The organism is Pseudarthrobacter sp. WHRI 8279 (genome assembly GCF_040224115.2).
Taxonomy (GTDB): domain Bacteria; phylum Actinomycetota; class Actinomycetes; order Actinomycetales; family Micrococcaceae; genus Arthrobacter.
In genome coordinates, this window is sequence record NZ_CP168162.1 from 3502075 (window position 1) to 3521220 (window position 19146).

Below are 19146 nucleotides of genomic sequence, written 5' to 3' on the forward strand. Positions count from 1 at the left end.
GCTCTTACGCAGTGAGCTCGGGGTCCTCCGGCACTTCGCCCCGCTGAAAAGCACAACGAGAAGGAACGAACCCCAGTGAAAGTCTTTAGCTCACCGGCTGTTAAGAAAGCCCTTGATGAGGTCATCATCATGTTCCGGCAGGAAACAGGAGTCAGCATCGACGTTGTCTTCGAACCAACAGGCCAACTTCTTCGGCGCATCGACGCCGGCGAATCCTTCGACGTGATGATCGCCGTTACCGAATCCTTCGGCTCCCTCACCCCTATCGTCGACCCACACACCCTGACATCGGTAGCACGCGCCGGTATCGGCGTCGCCGTAAAGCGCGGCACCCCTGAGCCCGACATCTCCACGGCTGAAGCATTCGTCCAGACCCTGCGCGCGGCAAGATCAGTTGCCTACTCCGGCGTCGGCGCAAGCGGCGCTTACTTCACGGCTCTCCTGGACAAACTTGGTCTGTCAGAGGACGTCGGCGCCCGCGCTACCGTCGTCGATAAAGGCTACGTGGCCCAGGCTGTCGTCACAGGCAACGCCGACGTCGCTATCCAACAGCTGAGCGAACTGCTGTTCGTTCCCCAGGCCCAGATCGTGGGTCCCTTTCCGGCAGAGCTCCAGCACTACACCGAGTTCTCAGCAGCGGTCAGTGCCCAATCCAGCGACCCGGCCCAAGCGCAAGCCTTCGTAAACTTCCTCACCTCCGCACCGGCCCAGACAGCCTATGTACAAACGAGGCTGGAACTGCCAACGGCCCCCGCACAGTAACGACAGTCTTCCCCGGCCGGAAGGTCAACCGCACCCTCAACCACGCGGGCCGCCCCGACACCGGATCGAACTCTCCGCCAAAACCGCCCTGCTACCGCCAGCAGGACCCTATCCACCATGGACAACGAAACGGACACCACCCCATGAACCAGGCTTTTGTGTACGACGCTGTGCGCACCCCGTTCGGTAAGTTCGGCTCCGGCCTTGCCGCCGTCCGTCCGGATGACCTTTCGGCGCATGTGATCAGGGAGTCCGTGAAGCGTGCTCCGGCGCTGGACCCGGAGCGGATCGATGAGGTGGTGTTCGGCAACGCCAACGGCGCCGGTGAGGAGAACCGCAACATCGCCCGGATGGGCACCCTGCTGGCCGGCCTCCCGGTGTCCATCCCCGGCACCACCGTGAACCGCCTCTGCGGGTCGTCGCTGGATGCCGCCATTATCGCGTCCCGCCAGATCAATGCCGGCGATGCCGAGCTGATGCTGGTGGGCGGGGCGGAGTCGATGTCCCGCGCGCCGTGGGTGCTGCCGAAGACGGAGAAGCCCTACCCGGCCGGGGACATGACCCTGGCTTCCACCACCCTGGGCTGGCGCCTGGTGAACAAGGCCATGCCGAAGGAATGGACCATTTCCCTGGGCGAGGCCACCGAGCGGCTCCGTGAAAAGTACGGGGTGAGCCGGCAGGCGCAGGATGAGTTCGCCGCTAACTCGCACAACCTGTCCGCCGCGGCGTGGGACGAAGGGTTTTACGACAACCTCGTGGCCCCGGTGCCGGGAACTGACCTGGTGCGGGACGAGGGCATCCGTCCCGGTTCCACCGCCGAGAAGCTCGCCGCCTTGAAGACCGTGTTCCGAAACGAGCCCGAGGGCGCCGAAGTAGGCGGCACCGTCACGGCGGGCAACGCTTCACCGCTGTCCGACGGCGCCTCCGCGGCGTGGATCGGCAGCGAAAGCGCCGCCGGGCTGCTGGGGCTGGACCCTTTGGCCCGCATCGCCGGGCGCGGGGCGCATGCGAACGATCCGCAGTTCTTCGGCTACGCCCCGGTGGAGGCAGCAAACAAGGCCCTCGCGAAGGCGGGGATCGGCTGGGACCAGGTGGGCGCCGTCGAACTTAACGAAGCGTTCGCCGCGCAGTCCCTGGCGTGCATCAGCGCCTGGGGCATCGATCCCTCGATCGTGAACCGGCACGGCGGGGCCATCGCGATGGGCCACCCGCTCGGTGCCTCCGGAACCCGGATCCTGGGCACCCTCGCGCGGTCCCTGCAGGCCTCGGGTGAGCGCTGGGGTGTCGCGGCGATCTGCATCGGCGTCGGGCAGGGCCTGGCCGTGGTGCTCGAAAACGTCACTGCTTCCAACACCGGAAAGGCCTAAGCCATGTTGAACTTCGTAGATTCGGTCCAGGAGGCGGTGGCCGGCATCAAGGACGGTTCCACGGTGATGATCGGCGGGTTCGGCAACGCCGGGCAGCCCTTCGAACTGATCGACGCGTTGATGGACTGCGGCGCCAAGGACCTCACCGTCGTGAACAACAACGCCGGCCAGGGCGACCAGGGCCTGGCGCTGCTCATCAAGGAAGGCCGGGTGAGGAAGATGATCTGCTCCTTCCCGCGCCAGTCCGATTCCTGGCACTTCGACGCCAAATACAAGGCGGGCGAAATCGAACTGGAACTCGTGCCGCAGGGCAACCTTGCCGAGCGTATCCGCGCCGCCGGGGCCGGTATTGGCGGGTTCTTTACGCCCACCGGGTACGGGACCATGCTGGCCGAAGGCAAGGAAACCCGGATCATCGACGGCCGCGGCCAGGTGTTCGAAACCCCCATCCACGCCGACGTCGCACTGATCAAAGCCCTCAAGGCGGACGGCAAGGGCAACCTGGTCTACCGCAAGACAGCCCGGAACTTCGGCCCCATCATGGCCGCGGCGGCCAAGCACACCATCGTCCAGGTCTCTGAGATCGTGCCTATCGGGGCGTTGGATCCGGAAAACGTGGTGACCCCCGGAATCTACGTCAACACTGTGGTCCGCGTTCCCGCGGCCGCCGCCACGGCCGGCACCGAAGAGAAGGTGGCTTAAGATGAGCACCGCAACAACCCTCCAAACCTCCGCAAGCCCGCTGGGCCGGGACGACTTGGCACGGCTGGTGGCCAGGGACATCGCCCCGGGCTCGTTTGTGAACCTGGGCATCGGCCAGCCCACCCTGGTGTCCAACTACCTCACCGAGGACCAGGACATCACGCTCCACACGGAGAACGGGATGCTCGGCATGGGCCCGGAAGCCAAGGGGGACCAGGTTGATGAGGACCTCATCAACGCCGGCAAGATCCCGGTCACCGAACTCCCCGGCGCCTCCTACTTCCACCACGCCGACTCGTTCGCCATGATGCGCGGCGGGCACCTGGACATCTGCGTGCTGGGCGCGTTCCAGGTATCCGTGACCGGTGACCTGGCCAACTGGCACACCGGCGCTCCCGGCGCCATCCCCGCCGTCGGCGGCGCCATGGACCTCGCAACCGGCGCCAAGGACGTCTTCGTCATGATGACCCTCCTCACCCGGGAAGGCGCCTCCAAGATCGTGGAGTCCTGCACCTACCCGCTCACCGGCGTCGGCTGTGTCACCCGCGTCTACACCGACAAGGCCGTCTTCCTGACCGGACCTGACGGCGTCACCGTCCGTGAGACCTTCGGCTGCACTCTCGAAGAACTGCAGGAACTGGTGCCCGTCCCGCTCAAGACCGCCGCGGAACATTAGCCTTTCCCACTGCGGAGCGACCGGAGTGCTTTCCTGACCGGTGGGCTATCGGAGTTCCTTCTGCGGCGGTTCGACGGCGAGCAAGCCCGCCAGAAAACGCCCAATCCGTCCATGGTTAGGGTCAATTCCTGTTATCCACGGCTGGAAATTGGGAGCCGTTGGGGTCGCTCCCTGGCAGCAGTTGTCGGTGACGGTCGAAAAGTGAGCCATTGTGACGGTTGAAAACTGAGCCACCCGTTCCAAACGATTGGGTGGGTGATCACAGTGGAGGATTGGGCGCTTATTCGGCGGTTGCATCTGGCCGAGGGTGAGTCGATGAGGTCGATAGCGGTGCGGTTGGGGATCTCCAGGAACACGGTTGCGAAGGCAGTCAGTGCTGAGAGTCCGCCAACTTACGTCCGGTCGCCGCAGGACTCCGGGATCAAGGCTGTGGAACCGGCAATTCGTGCGCTGCTGCTGGAGAACCCGCGGATGCCGGCGACGGTGTTGGCTGAACGGGTGGGGTGGTCGGGGTCCCCGGCCTGGTTCCGGGAGAACGTTGCCAGGATCCGGCCCGAGTATGCCCCGGCTGATCCTGCTGACCGGATCTCTTACGATCCCGGGGATCAGGCGCAGTGTGATCTGTGGTTCCCGGAGGTCCGGATACCTGTCGGTGCCGGCAAGGCCAGGGTGTTGCCGGTCCTGGTGATGGTGTCTTCGCATTCACGGTTCATCAAGGCCAGGATGATCCCGTCCCGAATGACCGGGGACCTGCTGGCCGGAATGTGGGAGCTGCTCGGATCCCTGGGCGCGGTTCCGCGGCGGTTGATCTGGGACAACGAAGCCGGCATCGGCCGGCGGAACAGCTACGCCGCCGGAGTCGCGGCATTCGCCGGGGTCTTGGCGACCAGGGTCGTGCAAGTCAAACCCTACGATCCTGAGAGCAAGGGCGTGGTGGAGCGGGCCAACCAGTTCCTGGAGACTTCCTTCCTGCCGGGCCGGGTCTTCACCTCACCGGAGGACTTCAACACCCAGCTCGGCCAGTGGCTGCCGAAGGCCAACACCCGGCTGGTCAGGCGGACTGGCTCACGCCCGATGGACCTGCTCGCTGCGGACAAGGCGGCCATGCTGGCGCTGCCACCGGTTCCACCGGTTACCGGCTTCACCTCAAGGGTTCGGCTGCCGAGGGACTACTACGTCCGGATGGGATCTAACGACTACTCCGTCCACCCGCAGGCCATCGGCCGGTTCGTCGATGTCACCGCCGACCTCGAAACCGTCACGATCAGCATGGACGGCAGACCGGTCGGGACCCACCCCCGGTCCTGGGGCACCGGTCTGACGATCACCGACCCGGACCACGTTGAGGCGGCACGGGCACTGCGGAAGGCCTTCCAAACCCCGCACCCGGTGGGCGAAACAACCGGGCTGAGGGACCTGGCGGACTACGACCGGGCGTTCGGTGTTGTCTTCGATGACGGGCAGGTCGCCTGATGCCGGCCGCTAAGGAAACCATCGGCCAGATCGAGTACTACTCTCGGGCGATGAAAGCACCGCGGGTCCGTGAAGCAGCAACCCGGCTCGCGGATCAGGCCCGTGAAGGAGGCTGGACCCATGAGGAGTACCTCGCCGCTGTCCTGTCCCGGGAAGTCGCAGCCAGGGAAGCCTCCGGCGCCGAGATCAGGGCCCGGGCCGCAGGGTTCCCGGCCCGGAAATCACTTGAAGACTTCAACTTCGATCACCAGCCCGGCCTCAAACGCGACACCATCGCGCACCTGGCCACCGGGGCGTTCCTCACCGAAGCGTCCAACATCGTCCTGCTCGGGCCGCCCGGCACCGGCAAAACCCACCTCGCCACCGGGCTGGGCTTACGGGCCACCCAGCTCGGTCACCGGGTCCTGTTCGCCACCGCCATCGACTGGGTCGCACGGCTCCAAGCAGCCCACCAGAACGGACGGCTGCCCCAGGAACTGGTCAAGCTGCGCCGCTACGGACTGATCATCGTGGACGAAGTCGGCTACATCCCGTTCGAACAAGACGCCGCGAACCTGTTCTTCCAACTGGTCTCATCACGCTACGAGCACGCCTCGCTGATCCTGACCTCGAACCTGCCCTTTGCCCGCTGGGGCGACGTCTTCGGCGATCAGGTCGTCGCCTCGGCCATGATCGACCGCATCGTCCACCACGCCGAAGTCATCACCCTCAAAGGCTCCAGCTACCGCCTCAAACACACCCAGATCGACTCGCTGCCCTCGACAAGACCCGAAAATACGGCAGAATAACCAACGTCAAAGTGGCTCACTTTTCAGCCCACGAAATGGCTCACTTTTCGACCATCGCTGACAGCAGTAGCGGTGGATATGAGGAGCGTCCCGAATGTGGGCGGGCTGCCCTGGCTTCTCGTTCAAACGCGGACCAATTCCGGTTGTTCCGAGGACCAAGCAAGAACCCGTGTGCCAGCTTGGGGTGTACGTCAATGAAGGATCACTCTGCTCTGAACCAGGTTCGCCGGGACGTAGGATGCCCGGCTATCAGGACAGCATGAGGGCACACGGGCAGCCCGATGCGGCGTTCTGCTACGCGCGCAAAGGCTCATAAAAGCGGAGGAAGACCTGGAGATCACTCTCCAGGTCTTCCTCCGTCTATCAATTCGTGGGCGATGAGTCGAAGCGGCCCGTGCCTACAGCGCTAGCCTTCCTTCAGGGGCGGGCCCGTTACCTCCAGGCGGTCCCATCCGCGGAGGTCGCCGCCGGCGTTGAACAGGACCATGCGGTTGTCTCCAGGTCGTGTGCCCTCCGGCGTCGTTACCTGGATGGTGCCCTCCTGTGATGCTTGGTGCCATCCGAGGCCGTTTTCGTTGAGGTAGACGTAGAACCACTCGCTGGGCTCAAGGTTTTTGAGGGTCACCTGCGATGAGCCACGGGGGAACTTGTCGCTGCCCAGTCCGAAGTCGAGTTCGTTGTTTTCGGTGAGTGCCGGCTTCTGTGCAGCTGCAGGTGTGGTCGTCGGTTTCGGGTAGTACGTTTCTGCGGTCCATCGGTCCTCAGCAACGTATTTAATGCTCGCTACCGGCGGCGTTTTCATGTCGGTGCCGAGGAAGAAACTCGGCCATGGTGGCTGGTTGTAGGACGTGTTCTGCCATGCCACACCAGTCCGGTATTGGGAGTCATGCATGAGGGTCGGCAGGCGCGTTTCGGTGACGTCTACTGTCGTGTACAGCCGCATCGCGCTGTAGTCCTGATGCGGCCAGAGCAGTTCCTCACGCCAGTCGCCGAGCAGATCCGCCTGGACCATGGGCGCCGCCTTGGTCCCGTCGATCGAGAACAACTCGTCATCACGAAGGATGACATCTGTGGTCTTGGTGGCAGGATTCCACTTGCGGATTACGGGGACGCCCGTTTGCGTCGTCGTGTTGAAGTCGGCAACATCGGGGATTTCGCGGAGGAGGTCCCCGTCCCACCACGAGGTGAAGAGCGCTGGCGGGATCGATTCGGAGATGATCTCACCGGCGGCGTTCTTCATCGTGCCAGTCGGCGAGTTGTAGCTGTAGTCACCGCCAATGCTCCATGACTCGTTCCCGGGGTGGCTCGGGTCGATGTCCCCGGCGGAACCGCGTCCGACATCCTCGGTGGCCGGTGTCGACCAGAGCACTTCGCCTGTCTCGGCGTCGCGCATCGCGGCTCCCACACCACCATTGTGACCGGGGTCCTCGAAGGGGCTGAAGACTTCCAGGCCCGGCCGCGCCGGGTTGTGATCGGCCACGTGGAGCGCGTCACCGTGACGTAGCCCGATGTTGTAAAGGGGCTTTCCGTCGTCGTCGATGGTCATCGCGCCGAAGACGATCTCATCCTGGCCGTCGCGGTCGACGTCGGCCGGGGCGAGGTTGTGATTGCCCTGGCCTTCGTACTCCTTGCCCCAGTCGTTGCTGTCGAAGACCCAGCGGGACTGGAGTTTTCCATCCACCAGGTCCCAGGCCCCGATGACCGTGCGGGTGTAGTAACCGCGGCTCATGATGAGACTGGGGTTCACGCCGTCCAGGTATGCTGTGGCACCGAGGAAGCGGTCCACGCGGTTGCCGTAGGCGTCGCCCCAGGAGGCCACCTCGCCCCGCTGGGGTATGAACTCAACGGTGTCGATTTCGGCGCCGGTGCGACCGTCGAAGACCGAGAGCCACTCGGGTCCGGAGAGGACGCGGCCGGTGGCGTCGCGGTGATCGGCGTTCGGGTCGCCCAGTACATGCCCGGTCCCGTCGATAACACCGTCGCTCGTCTTGAAGGCAATCTCGGCGCGTCCGTCACTGTCGTAGTCGAAGACCTGGAACTGCGTGTAGTGCGCGCCAGCGCGGATGTTGCGGCCCAGGTCAATGCGCCAGAGCTGCGTGCCGTCGAGTTTGTAGGCGTCGAGGTACTGGCTTTGCGTGAAGCCGGCGACCGAATTGTCCGGGAAGTTGGCAGGGTTCCAGGAGAACACGATCTCGTAGGTTCCATCCCCGTCGAGGTCACCGACGCTCGCGTCGGCTGCGCGGTAACCCTCGCCCGGCGACTTGATTGGAATGTCAATGTACTGCTCCGCCCGCGGCTGGAACTCCTCGGTGACTGAGATCTCCCGGTCGCCGTCGATAGCGGTCACGACATAGCGAGAATCGGCGTTGCCATCCGGGTCGACGAAGTTTGTCGCACCGACGATGGGTTCCTGCGTGAGGCGAACGTCATCGCGGTAGACGTTGAACCCAAGCTGCCGGTCATCTCCGCCAAGGAGACGCCAGCCGAGGTAGACGCCACCGTCAACGACGACACCAACGGGAGCCCGGTCGAGATATTCCATGTTACGGACGAGCGTTGTGGTCACTGCGGTGCTCAGCGTCTCCGAGGGGGCCGAGTAGCCACCATTGTTCACGGCCACGATTCGGTAGAGGTAGGACCGGGTCGTCAACACATCCGAATCGGTCCACGTCGGCTCGGTGGTGGTTGCCACGAGCGTGAACGGGATGTCTTCACGGGTGGTCCGGTAGACGCGCCATCGCTGCGCAGCGTCGTCATCGTTCCAGGTGATCGTCAGCTCGCGTTCCGCGATCGACGGGACCGAAAGGCCGGTCGGTGCCGCGGGCGCCGGAACGCCCGCATCGATCACGGTCACTGCGAGGGCTTCGCTCCGTTCGGACTGGCGTTCCCCCGATATCGCGCGAACGGCGTAGCTGTACGTCTCACCGACTTCCACGTTCTCATCGAGGTAGAGCGGCTCGGTCGTCGTGCCCACAGGTTCGAGTTCGGTCGTTTCGGTCGACCGGAAGACCTCATAACTCGTCGCGCCCCCAACCGATCCCCAGGTCAAGGAGACAGCCGGCTTAGAGGTGTCGACGGCGGCGTCCAGCGAAGCGGGGACGGCGACGGGTGCCTGCACCAGAAGGCCGTTGATCCGGCCGTCGCGCGCTCCCAGGATGTTCAACCGGCCGTCAGATACCTGCACAGTGCTCACGTGCTTGTCCAAGGCTCCGACGGCGGTCTTGCTCGTGTACTTCACGCCCTCGACAGTGAAGTCGGTCGTGTTGCCGGCGATGAGGTCACCGCTCCACGTTGTTACCTCATACGTTCCGTTGGGCAGGTTGACCGCGAACTCCCACGCGCCGTTGACGAAGTCCCGCTCCATCGATGAACCCGTGCCGGTGCGGTCGCGGAAGCTCGTGCCGCCCGAGAGGAAACCGTAGCCAAGGGCGGACGAGTACGTGCTCCCGGCAGCCATCTGTGTCCATCCAGCCTCCACAGGTGAGGCTGGCCCGCCGAAATCGAACTTGAGGTTGGCTTCGGCGGCATATGCTGCCGCCGGGACCGAGATGAACGCGGCTCCCAGAGCGGCAGCGGTGAGGCATGCGCTGCCTGACCTGGCAATTCTGCTTCTTCGTTTCATTGCTTAGTGATCTCCATTGATTCAGAAGGGAAAACCGCTCCGAACGCCGGCAAGGAGGTGCAGCGTCCGGAGCGGTCGATTGAAGGGCTGATGCCCGGCTTTAGCGCGTACTGAAGTCGTGCGTCCAAGTAGCGTCCACGTCGGTGGCTACCGCGCGGTAGGGCTTGGGTACGGCGGCCACGCTCACGTTCTCGCGGGGAGCATCATGCGGGCCGGCGTCGACTTTCTCGCCGTCGACGTAGTAATCAACGTCGTTGCTCTGGGGCACCACGATCAGGCCCAGCGGGCTTCCCTTGCGGTCAACGAACTGTGGTTCCTTCGGTGTTACCGGTGTGGTGAGGATGGGCACGGTTGACCAGTCGGTGTCGCTCGCCAGGTAAAAGCCCGGCTGGGTCGGGTAGTTGTAGACGGTGTTCTGGCGGGCGATCTCGGCGCGGTACTGCTTATCGTGCATGAGTGTCGTGAGCTTGTGCGTTGTGACCTCGGTGCTCGTGTAAATGCGCATCTTCGTTGAGTCCTTGGTGCGGATGAGGAGCTCTTCGCGCCAGTCGCCGAGGATGTCAGCGACCAGTGGCGGATTGCCCGCGGTGTCCTCCTCGGTCAGCAGGGTGCCCCGCTCCCAGTCGACGATGCGCTTTGCGCCGTCCCTGTCTCCCGAGATTGTCTGGGTGGTGGGTTCCGCGGCGAAATGAATGGTGGCGTCCACCAGGTCCGGCTTCTTGGTCGAGAGGATTTCACCTCGTGCGCTGAGCAGGCCGCTGGCGGACGTGCCGGCAGGCATCGATGCCCATACCTCGAGTCCGGGAATGTCCGTCCGGACGTCGCCGACCAGGCCGTTTCCGGTGTCCTTGCCGGAGTATGCTCCGAACAGGATCTCGCCGGTGGCAGCGTCGCGCATGGCTGCGCCGTAGGGGGCGTTGCGGGCGCTTTCGTGCACGGAGAAGATTTCCAGTCCCGGACGCTTCGGGTCGATGTCTGTCACGTACATGCCATCACCGTGGCCCAGTTTCGCGCGGGTTCCCGGGGCGGCGCTTCCTTCAGGCAGTGTCGCGTAGGAGCTGTAGAGAACGCTCCCGTCGTCGTCAAGGGTGGCGGAGCCATAAACGATCTCGTGTTTCCCGTCACCGTCAACGTCCGCGGCGCTGAGTGAGTGGAAGCCCTGGGAGGACATCGTTCCCCACTCCGGATCGGTCCCCTCACGGCCGTGCGGTGTGTCGTTGAACGGATTGGTCAGAGGCACGTGGCCGCTGTCAACGAACCAGCGCTCCTTCAGCGATTTGCCGTCCCAGTCGTACGTCACCATGGTCATCCGGGTGTAGTAACCGCGGGCAAAGACAGCCGAAGGGCGCTTGCCGTCCAGGTACGCCACACCGGCGATGAAGCGGTCAACCCGGTTGCCCGGTTCGATGACGCCGTACGCGTAGTCGCCCCACAACACGCCGTCGTCGCCCCGGCCCGGCTTGTACGGGATGGTCTGCAGTTCCTTGCCGGAGGCGCTGTCGAACACGGTCAGGTACTCGGGGCCGTCGAGGATGAAGCCCTCGAACTGACGCAGCAGGTTCCTCGGGCTGCGCGAGGGGGCGTAGACGTCGATGAAGTAATCGGCGAGCTCAACGGCGCTCTGCTCCGAAAGCGGGTACTGGTGGGTTACCGGGATGCCGAGCGCGTCCTCAACGGTGGCGGGCCAGTTTCCGGCCTTCACCTCAGGATGCTCGCTCCAGCCCTGCAGCATGGATACCAGGTGGGCGTGGTAGCCGTCTGCGCTGAGGCGGTAGTCATCGGTGTGGGCGTAGCCCGCGTCGATGTCGGATTGGGGCATCGTCACGTAGCCTTCATTCGCGACCGATCCATCGGCGTTGTAACCGGTGGACTTCGTGCCGGGCGCGGTCTTCAACATGGTTTCGGAGCGACCGTCGCCGTCAAAGTCATAGACCATGAACTGGGTGTAGTGCTGGCCCGCCCGGATGTTCGGGCCGAGGTCGAGGCGGTTGAGCAGGGTGCCGTCGAGTTCGTAGGTATCGACGTAGACGGTGCCGGTGTAGCCCTTTTGGGATACATCCTTTTGGTTCGAGGGGTTCCAGAGCACCACGAGTTCGTAGGCGCCGTCCCCGTCGACGTCGGCCGCTGAGGCGTCGAAGGCGTGGTAAGTGAAGGCCTCGCCCGTTGGTGTGATGCCATCGGCGGGCTTCTGCAGCGGCACGTCCTGGTAGCCGTTCTGCCAGGCGGTGACGGGGGCGCTTGCCTCCAGCTCGACACCGTTCACAACCGGGGCGACGGTGTAGCGCGAGGTCGGCGTTCCCTCGGTGTCTGCGAAGTTGGTACTGTCGGTCACGGTCGCGATTGCCTGACCGTCGCGATATACGGTGAAGCCGGGGCCGGCCAGGCCGGTCGCCGTGGCACCCGTCGCCTCCGATCCGAGCAAACGCCAGCTCAGGAAGACTCCTTCGTCAGTGCTCACAGCTACCAGGCCCCGATCAAGCTGCTCAAGCTGGAATGGTGCACCAACGTCGTGGCCGCGGGCATCGGATGCTGGTCCACCAGACGGTGAGGAGTTCGCAGGAGTGGCGGGTAGGGCCACGCCGGCCAGCATCACCCCCGCCGTCAGTACCGCAGGGATCAGTTTTCTTGCACGATTCATCTTCGAATCCATCTCTGGCTCTTGCCATGGGGGATAGGGGGTTCCGTGCGGGCTCGAATGCGCCCCGGTACCTGCTCACGTGACTCCGTGACCGGTCACGTAATGTTAGGTAGCACCCGGAGACAATGTCAATGACCGAGGCAAAACCATTGGTCTGCGAAATAGGCGCAGCTTGCAATGCATAGAGCGAGGAGCCCCGTGCGCGCCGGGCGGGAATCGAGATGGCAGGGTTTGGATTCCCACTCCGCCTACGCGTCCCCAGGAAAATCGCGCGGGACTATAGTTTGGGCATGCGCAATTCCTGTAAGCCCGGGCTTCGATGACAAACTCACCGGTTCTTTCGATGCGACCAGACGACGACCGTCCCATACCCGGATCCATAGAAGGCGCGGCGCCGTCAGGTCGGGTGACGATTAGAGACGTCGCCCGGGCAGCTGGTGTGTCGCGCCAGACTGTCACCCGCGCCATCAACAACATGACGGAGATCAGCGAGGAAACCCGGCAGCGCGTAATGCGGACCGTTGAGGAACTCGGATACCGACCGAACCGGTTCGCGATCGACCTCTCCCGGCAAAGGACACACGCGGTCGGGCTGATTGTCGGGACGTTCCGCAATCCCTACTACGCGCAACTCGCCGACGCCTTCGTCACCGAGCTAAGAAGGCGTGACTGGCAGGTGGTGGTAGGTACGGCAGATCAAGGTGAGGCTGAAGCGGTCCGTTCGATGGCGGCCCAGACAGATGCCATCATCGGCTACTTCCTGGAGCCGCCAGCAGAGTTCGCCCCAGCAGCCCGCGGCATACCAATCGTCCAACTGGAAGAACGGGCGACACTACCCGGGGTGCATTCAGTCGAACTCGACTTTCGGACAGGCATCAGGGACCTAGTCGATGCACTCCGGACAAAAGGTGCCCGCCGATTCGCCATGATCGACTCTTCCAAACGCACTTCCGAAGGATTGGCAGTCGGGTCACCGCGCCGTCAGTTCTTCGAGGAGGCCGTCGGTACCCAATGCCTCGTGGTCGCAGAACCCGAGACGATCGCCGGCGGCGTCGATGGCCTCAGAAAGTTGCTTGCCCAAGATCCTAAGATCGACACGGTCCTTGCGTTCAACGACCTGATGGCGATGGGCGCCGTTCAGGGCGCCCATACGTTGGGAGTCGACGTGCCAGGGCAGGTCCGGATAGTCGGTATTGATGGAATATCACTGGGCGAAGCCATCAGCCCAACGCTCACAACGCTCTCTCTGGAGACACACACCGTCGCGGCTGAGGCGGCATCCATTCTCGCGGAACTCTTCGCCAGCGAGCCCATGCCCTCGGCATCGATCACACGCATCGTCAAGCCCGTCGCGCTCTGGCGGGAATCTGCCTGATCTCCGCTGTCCACAAGATTCATCATTGACATTGCCGCTTAGCGCTACCTACCATTACGTGACCGGTCACGGCGCTCCGTGACCGGTCACATAGGACTTTCCCAACAAAAACAAAACGTGGCTCGGACTTCAGGGGGAGGGGTACCGACTCTCGCCGCAGAGCGCAGCGAAAAATTCACTCATCAAAACAGTCGAGGGTCCCAGGGGACACGGCTGGAGCAAGGAGGCTCGAATGATTAACAGAAGGAATTTCCTCACCACCGTAGCCGTCGGTACCGCATCTGCCGCGGCACTGGCGGCCTGCGGAACAGGCTCCGGCACCGGCGGTGAAACCGGCTCAGCCGAAAACCCGGTAACCCTTAACTACACCTGGTGGGGCAACGACGACCGCGCCGAGCGTACCCGCAAGGCGATCGCCCTGTTCGAGTCAAAGAACCCGGACATCAAAATCGCCGGGAACTTCACCGACTTCGGCGGGTACTGGCCAAAGCGTGCCACCGAGGCGGCGGGCGGCGGCCTTCCGGACGTCATGCAGTTCGATCTGTCCTACTTGCGCGATTACGGCCAGCGCAACCAGCTCCTGGACCTGGGCACCGTGAACATCAACACGGACGCCTTTGAGAAGTCCCTCCTGCCCTCAGGGCAGATCAAGGGCAAGACCTACGGTATTCCCACCAGCACCAACGCGTTCGCCGTCTACTACGATCCGGCCAAACTGGCGTCCCTAGGGATCGCCGAGCCCACCGGTAAGTGGACCTATAACGAGTTCAACGACTTCCTGACCGAGGTTGGCACCAAGAGTAACGGTGCACTTTTCGGTGGAACGGACTACACCGGTGTTTGGTGGATGTACAACGTCTGGCTCCGCCAGAACAACATCGAGGCCTTCACCGAGGACGGCAAGCTCGGCTTCACCAAGGATGACCTGAAGAAGTGGTGGAACCAGACGGCAGTCCTGCGCGGCACCCCGGCCATCGTTCCCGAGGAGCGTGTCACCCAGCTCGCCCCGAAGTCTCCGTTCGGGTCGAACGTCACCGCCACAGAAGTCACCTGGGACAACTTCATGGCCGGCTACCTTGCGGACAGTGGCGCGAAGGAACTCAAGCTCGTTCCGGTCCCGTCTGACAACCCAGACAACCTGGGCCTATTCCTGAAGCCCTCCATGCTGATGTCCGCCAGCGCCAAGACCAAGTACAAGGAGCAGGCGGCCCGCTTCATCGACTTCATGGTCAACGACCCCGAGGTCGGCCAGATCTTCAAGACCTCCCGCGGCGTTCCGGCATCGAAGACCCAGCGCGACGGCACCACCTTCGAAGGCACCGACAAGCTCGTGGTGGACTACGAAAAGTCCATCGAGCAGTACCTCAAGGACGCTCCCGAGCCGCCCATCGTGGGCTTCGGCACGCTTGAAACTGCCTTCCGGCGCGTTGCCTCGGACCTGAACTACGGCAAGTTGACCGTCGACGGCGCCGCCGACGCATGGTTCAAGGAAGCCGAAGACCTCATCAAGCAGAACGCCTGAGCAAGCACATTGTCTGCTTCCGACTCTCATAACTGACGGATTGAACTCGTGACTCAAAGCCCAACATTGAGCAGGCGTTCGGCACAGTCCGGCCCCCCGTTGCCGCGCAAGTCGCGGCAGCGGGGCGTTGACTCCCGCGCCGGCTATACCTTCCTGCTGCCCTGGCTGCTGGGATTCATTGTCCTCACTGTTGGGCCGATGATTTCCTCGCTCTACCTGTCCTTCACCAACTACAACCTGTTCGAACCGCCCAAGTGGATCGGCCTGGACAACTACACCACCATGTTCCAGGACGAACGGTTCCTGCAGTCCGTCGGCGTCACCGTGGGCTATGTGGTGTTCGGTACCCCGCTGAAGCTCGCGGCGGCATTGGCGGTGGCGATGCTGCTGAACAGCGCACGCAAGGGCCAGGGTTTCTACCGGTCCGCGTTCTATGCCCCGTCGCTGATCGGCGCGTCAGTGTCCATCGCCATCGTCTGGAAGGCGATGTTCGGCGACGCCGGCCCGGTGGACCAGGGCTTGTCCTTCTTCGGGATCAACCTCGGCGGCTGGGTGGGCAACCCGGCCATGACCATGCCGATGTTCATCCTGCTGACCGTCTGGCAGTTCGGCGCCCCGATGGTGATCTTCCTCGCCGGCCTCAAGCAGATCCCGGCCGATCTCTACGAAGCAGCGTCCATGGACGGTGCCGGCCCGGTGCGGAAGTTCTTCAACATCACCTGGCCCATGCTTTCCCCAGTGGTTTTCTTCAACCTGCTGATGGAAACCATCCACGCATTCCAGATCTTCAGCTCGGCCTACATCATCTCCAACGGTGAAGGCGGCCCGGCCGGTTCCACCCTCTTCTACACCCTCTACCTGTACCTGCGGGGCTTCAGCGACTTCCGGATGGGCTACGCCTCGGCCATGGCCTGGCTCCTCCTGATCGTCGTGGGCATCCTTACCCTGATTATCTTCCGCACGTCCAAGGGCTGGGTCCACTACAGCGGTGATGCAAAATGACAAGCACGGCAACCCCCACCCGATCCCTCCCGGACGCAGAGCTGGCGCACTACAACCCCAAGTCTGAGTCTCCAACGGCCAAACGCGTCAAGAGCGGCGTCTTCCATATCGTGGCCCTCGCACTGACGGCCGTGGTCCTGTACCCGGGCCTGTGGATGATCGCTTCGTCTTTCAAGCCGAACTCCGAAATCGGCGGCACCAATACCTCGCTGTGGTCCAACAACTTCAGCTTCGACAACTTCGTCACGGCGATGGACGGCATCGGTGGCGTGTCCACCCTGCAGTTCTTCACCAACTCCCTGGTCCTGGCTGTTGGTGCAGTGGTGGGTACCGTCCTCTCGGCCAGCGTGTCAGCGTACGCGTTCGCCAGGATCAAGTTCCCGGGCCGCAGCATCTTCTTCGGCATGATGATCGCAACCCTGCTCCTGCCGTTCCACGTGGTGATCATCCCGCAGTACATCGTGTTCCAGCAGCTGGGCCTGATAGACACGTACGTGCCGCTGCTGATTGGCAAGTTCCTGGCCGCCGACGCGTTCTTCGTCTTCCTGATGGTCCAGTTCATGCGCAACCTTCCCGGTGAGCTGGACGAGGCCGCCAGGATCGACGGCGCCGGCCACGTCCGGATCTTCACCTCCATCATGCTGCCGCTGATGAAGCCGGCCCTGATCTCGACGTCGATCTTCTCCTTCATCTGGAGCTGGAACGACTTCCTGGGCCCGCTGCTCTACCTGAACACCCCGGACAAGTACCCGCTGCCGCTGGCCCTGCGACTCTTCGTGGACCAGACCCAGAGCTCGGACTACGGCGCCATGATCGCCATGTCCGTCCTGGCCCTCCTCCCGGTGCTGATCTTCTTCCTGGTCTTCCAGCGCTACATCGTCGAAGGCGTCTCCACCCAGGGCCTCAAAGGCTGAGGACTCCGCGGCCACGCCGCATGAACACCTGGCTACATCCCTAAGTGAAGGATCCCCTGTCGAACGCCCCCGCCTGGCCGGGCACTCTCTGTTATCGCAGGCAACAGACGCTGCTCAACCCTCAACACAAGGCGGGCTTTCTCCCTGAATCCGAGGCCACTTCAGACAGGAACAGAGTGACCAGATGTTCCCGAACAGGTAGGCGCCTAGCAAGGCCCTGTATCTAGACCACGTCCCGAAAGACGAAACATGTCAAAAATCTTTCCCGGACAGCCCTGGCTCGACACCAACGGCAACCGGATCCAAGCGCACTCAGGCTACATCTTTTTCGAGGATGGAGTCTTCTACTGGTATGGCGAGAACAAGGAACGGACGGCACCCGGGTCCGACATCTGGCACTGGGGAATCCGATGCTATTCCTCGACCGACCTCGTCAATTGGGAAGACCGCGGCCTGATCATCCCTCCGACCCCCGACGACGCTGACTCGCCGCTTCACCCCACGAAGCTGCTTGACCGTCCCCACATCATCAAGAACCCCGAAACCGGCAAATACGTGTGCTGGGTGAAAATCATGGGAGAGGGCTTCAGCCAGCGCGCCACTGTGCTAGTCGCCGATCAACTCCTCGGGCCATACGAAATCGTCACCACCGGCCTCAAACCCCTCGGAATGAACGCCGGTGATTTCGATTTGGTTGTCGATCCTACCGATGGCAAGGCGTACTACTACTACGAACGTGTCCACAGCGAGCTGATCTGCGCAGATCTCACACCCGACTACACCGGTGTCACCGGCTACTACTCGACCCACTTTCCACAGCCAGGGCCGCCGGACGTGCGAGAGGCTCCCGCCTACTTCCGGAGAGGCTCCAAGCACTATCTCATCACGTCGGGAACGTCAGGATATTTCCCTAACGCCTCGGAGGTAGCTGTCGCCGACACCTACCATGGGCCTTGGACCGTCCTGGGCGACCCGCATCCGGGCGACACCAGTAAGACTTCATTTAGGTCACAGATCAGTTCCGTCTTCCGGCACCCGCTCAAGCGCGACCTCTATATCGCGATCGCCGACCGGTGGCTGCCTGGCCTCTCACCGGAGGAATCCAACCAGACCGAGCGATACCGTCAGCTTTTCAGCGGCGAGGATCCACACACTAAAAAAGCCGATGAATCGGTCCAGCATCAATCCGACCTTCGCATGGCCGAGTACGTCTGGCTCCCCATCAACTTCGATGGCGACGTGCCGCGAATCGACTGGCGCGACGCATGGTCACCTGAAGAGTTCGAATAAAACCGTCCGATACATCGGGTCACGAGATACCCGTGGCTCTCGCCTTTTCCCTCCGGTAACGACTCCTGGATCCTTCACACCATGGCACCTGGCGCCTGAACGACGAGCAGACAAGGAAAATGTCATGGCCGAATTTGACGAGAAGTGGAGCGCACTCGCCGGACGCACCATCGAGCTCAGGCGCGGCGGCAGGCTTGTCCGGACGGCTGAAGTGGAAGACGTCAGTGTTGATGCGTCCATGCTGTGGCTGCGCTTCCACGGAAATGACAGAAGGAAAATCATCGCACAGTGGGAAGGCTACGAAATCAATGTCGTGGACTGACAACCCGCAGACCCCAACAGCACTCAAATCCAACAGAAAGCAGGCGCACATGAACCCCTCCAAAGTTGCCGATGGTCAGGAGAATCGCAGATGAGGGTATGTTTCCGCTCATCCGTCCAGCAAGGGCTGATTGACGAATACCGACGACGGCATGCCGCCGTGTGGCCCGAAATGCTCCGTGCGCTCAGGGACGCTGGCTGGCGCAACTACTCGCTGTTCCTGGGCACCGACGGCCTGCTCGTGGGCTACCTTGAATGCGACGATTACGACGACGTTCGGGCGCGGATGGCCTTGACCGAAGTCAACGCGCGATGGCAGGCCGAAATGGTCACAATGTTCGAGAACCCGGACCAGGCCCCCGACCAAGGCTTCCACGTCCTCGAAGAAGTCTTCAACCTGGACGCTCAGCTAGACCTGGCGGAGACCGTGGCCGTCTGAACTACGCCTACTCCACCATTAGTTGCTTCGGAAGCTTTCGGCACGGTCTGCCCCTGAAGACCCCTGGGGCTTGTTTCCCAGTTTGACTTCAAACGCACATTTGGTCGCGCCGATTTTGGCGCAAAACTTGCCTGGAATTGCCGTGCCCCAGTTCCCCCTACTACGTGCACGAGGAAGTGAATTCATTTTGAAAACATCCCTAAGAGTCCGAAGCATACGGGGACTGCTCCGAGGCTTAACCCTAGGTGCCAGCGG

General features: G+C 62.9%; 15 protein-coding genes. 13 read left to right on the forward strand and 2 right to left on the reverse strand.

Annotated elements, in window-relative coordinates; all coding sequences use genetic code 11:
* Nucleotides 1-75: 75 nt before the first annotated feature.
* From ABRP28_RS16115 to istB, 6 genes are all read left to right on the forward strand, one after another.
* Nucleotides 76-762: a substrate-binding domain-containing protein gene (locus ABRP28_RS16115; RefSeq protein WP_350006185.1), complete on the forward strand. Its 687-nt coding sequence runs from the start codon at nucleotides 76-78 to the stop codon at nucleotides 760-762.
* Nucleotides 763-905: 143 nt separating this feature from the next.
* Nucleotides 906-2129: a thiolase family protein gene (locus ABRP28_RS16120; RefSeq protein ID WP_350006183.1), complete on the forward strand. Its 1224-nt coding sequence runs from the start codon at nucleotides 906-908 to the stop codon at nucleotides 2127-2129.
* 3 nt (nucleotides 2130-2132) lie between these two features.
* Entirely contained in the window at nucleotides 2133-2831 is a 699-nt protein-coding gene (locus ABRP28_RS16125; RefSeq protein WP_350006181.1) for a 3-oxoacid CoA-transferase subunit A, read from the forward strand.
* Between the two features lies 1 nt (nucleotide 2832).
* Entirely contained in the window at nucleotides 2833-3507 is a 675-nt protein-coding gene (locus ABRP28_RS16130) for a 3-oxoacid CoA-transferase subunit B (RefSeq protein WP_350006179.1), read from the forward strand.
* A 255-nt stretch (nucleotides 3508-3762) separates the two neighbouring features.
* Nucleotides 3763-4980 (forward strand): IS21 family transposase, encoded by a 1218-nt coding sequence (istA, locus tag ABRP28_RS16135; RefSeq protein WP_374152871.1) that lies wholly within the window; start codon nucleotides 3763-3765, stop codon nucleotides 4978-4980.
* The gene (gene istB / locus ABRP28_RS16140) at nucleotides 4980-5768 is read left to right on the forward strand and encodes an IS21-like element helper ATPase IstB (RefSeq protein WP_374152872.1); all 789 of its coding nucleotides are present in this window, start codon (nucleotides 4980-4982) and stop codon (nucleotides 5766-5768) included. The genes istA and istB overlap by 1 nt, the downstream gene beginning before the upstream one ends.
* 406 nt (nucleotides 5769-6174) lie before the next feature.
* On the opposite strand, the gene ABRP28_RS16145 is transcribed toward istB, so the two are convergent.
* Nucleotides 6175-9390, reverse strand: coding sequence for a hypothetical protein (locus ABRP28_RS16145; RefSeq protein ID WP_350005937.1), 3216 nt, complete (start codon nucleotides 9388-9390; stop codon nucleotides 6175-6177).
* A gap of 100 nt (nucleotides 9391-9490) precedes the next feature.
* Nucleotides 9491-12028, reverse strand: a complete 2538-nt coding sequence (locus ABRP28_RS16150; RefSeq protein ID WP_350005939.1) for a rhamnogalacturonan lyase — start codon at nucleotides 12026-12028, stop codon at nucleotides 9491-9493.
* Nucleotides 12029-12371: 343 nt separating this feature from the next.
* On the opposite strand from ABRP28_RS16150, the gene ABRP28_RS16155 reads away from it, so the two are divergent.
* From ABRP28_RS16155 to ABRP28_RS16185, 7 genes are all read left to right on the forward strand, one after another.
* Nucleotides 12372-13403, forward strand: a complete 1032-nt coding sequence (locus tag ABRP28_RS16155) for a LacI family DNA-binding transcriptional regulator (RefSeq protein WP_350005992.1) — start codon at nucleotides 12372-12374, stop codon at nucleotides 13401-13403.
* Between the two features lie 232 nt (nucleotides 13404-13635).
* The gene (locus ABRP28_RS16160; RefSeq protein WP_350005942.1) at nucleotides 13636-14925 is read left to right on the forward strand and encodes an ABC transporter substrate-binding protein; all 1290 of its coding nucleotides are present in this window, start codon (nucleotides 13636-13638) and stop codon (nucleotides 14923-14925) included.
* Nucleotides 14926-14973: 48 nt separating this feature from the next.
* On the forward strand, nucleotides 14974-15927 hold the full coding sequence (locus tag ABRP28_RS16165; RefSeq protein WP_350005946.1) for a sugar ABC transporter permease: 954 nt from the start codon (nucleotides 14974-14976) through the stop codon (nucleotides 15925-15927).
* A complete protein-coding gene (locus tag ABRP28_RS16170) occupies nucleotides 15924-16841 on the forward strand; it encodes a carbohydrate ABC transporter permease (RefSeq protein WP_350005948.1) in 918 nt (305 codons plus the stop codon). The genes ABRP28_RS16165 and ABRP28_RS16170 overlap by 4 nt, the downstream gene beginning before the upstream one ends.
* A 249-nt stretch (nucleotides 16842-17090) precedes the next feature.
* Entirely contained in the window at nucleotides 17091-18131 is a 1041-nt protein-coding gene (locus ABRP28_RS16175; RefSeq protein ID WP_350005950.1) for a family 43 glycosylhydrolase, read from the forward strand.
* Between the two features lie 124 nt (nucleotides 18132-18255).
* Entirely contained in the window at nucleotides 18256-18453 is a 198-nt protein-coding gene (locus ABRP28_RS16180) for a hypothetical protein (RefSeq protein WP_350005952.1), read from the forward strand.
* A 90-nt stretch (nucleotides 18454-18543) separates the two neighbouring features.
* Nucleotides 18544-18891, forward strand: a complete 348-nt coding sequence (locus ABRP28_RS16185; RefSeq protein ID WP_350005954.1) for an L-rhamnose mutarotase — start codon at nucleotides 18544-18546, stop codon at nucleotides 18889-18891.
* Nucleotides 18892-19146: the final 255 nt, after the last annotated feature.

What these genes read in the sequence shown, in the direction of transcription:
- istB (WP_374152872.1), top strand. Translation starts at nt 4,980, where the DNA reads ATGCCGGCCGCTAAGGAAACCATCGGCCAGATCGAGTACTACTCTCGG.
- ABRP28_RS16170 (WP_350005948.1), top strand. Translation starts at nt 15,924, where the DNA reads ATGACAAGCACGGCAACCCCCACCCGATCCCTCCCGGACGCAGAGCTG.
- ABRP28_RS16150 (WP_350005939.1), bottom strand. Translation starts at nt 12,028, where the DNA reads ATGAATCGTGCAAGAAAACTGATCCCTGCGGTACTGACGGCGGGGGTG.
- ABRP28_RS16175 (WP_350005950.1), top strand. Translation starts at nt 17,091, where the DNA reads ATGTCAAAAATCTTTCCCGGACAGCCCTGGCTCGACACCAACGGCAAC.
- ABRP28_RS16185 (WP_350005954.1), top strand. Translation starts at nt 18,544, where the DNA reads ATGAGGGTATGTTTCCGCTCATCCGTCCAGCAAGGGCTGATTGACGAA.
- ABRP28_RS16160 (WP_350005942.1), top strand. Translation starts at nt 13,636, where the DNA reads ATGATTAACAGAAGGAATTTCCTCACCACCGTAGCCGTCGGTACCGCA.
- ABRP28_RS16130 (WP_350006179.1), top strand. Translation starts at nt 2,833, where the DNA reads ATGAGCACCGCAACAACCCTCCAAACCTCCGCAAGCCCGCTGGGCCGG.
- ABRP28_RS16120 (WP_350006183.1), top strand. Translation starts at nt 906, where the DNA reads ATGAACCAGGCTTTTGTGTACGACGCTGTGCGCACCCCGTTCGGTAAG.
- ABRP28_RS16155 (WP_350005992.1), top strand. Translation starts at nt 12,372, where the DNA reads ATGCGACCAGACGACGACCGTCCCATACCCGGATCCATAGAAGGCGCG.
- ABRP28_RS16145 (WP_350005937.1), bottom strand. Translation starts at nt 9,390, where the DNA reads ATGAAACGAAGAAGCAGAATTGCCAGGTCAGGCAGCGCATGCCTCACC.
- ABRP28_RS16125 (WP_350006181.1), top strand. Translation starts at nt 2,133, where the DNA reads ATGTTGAACTTCGTAGATTCGGTCCAGGAGGCGGTGGCCGGCATCAAG.
- ABRP28_RS16180 (WP_350005952.1), top strand. Translation starts at nt 18,256, where the DNA reads ATGGCCGAATTTGACGAGAAGTGGAGCGCACTCGCCGGACGCACCATC.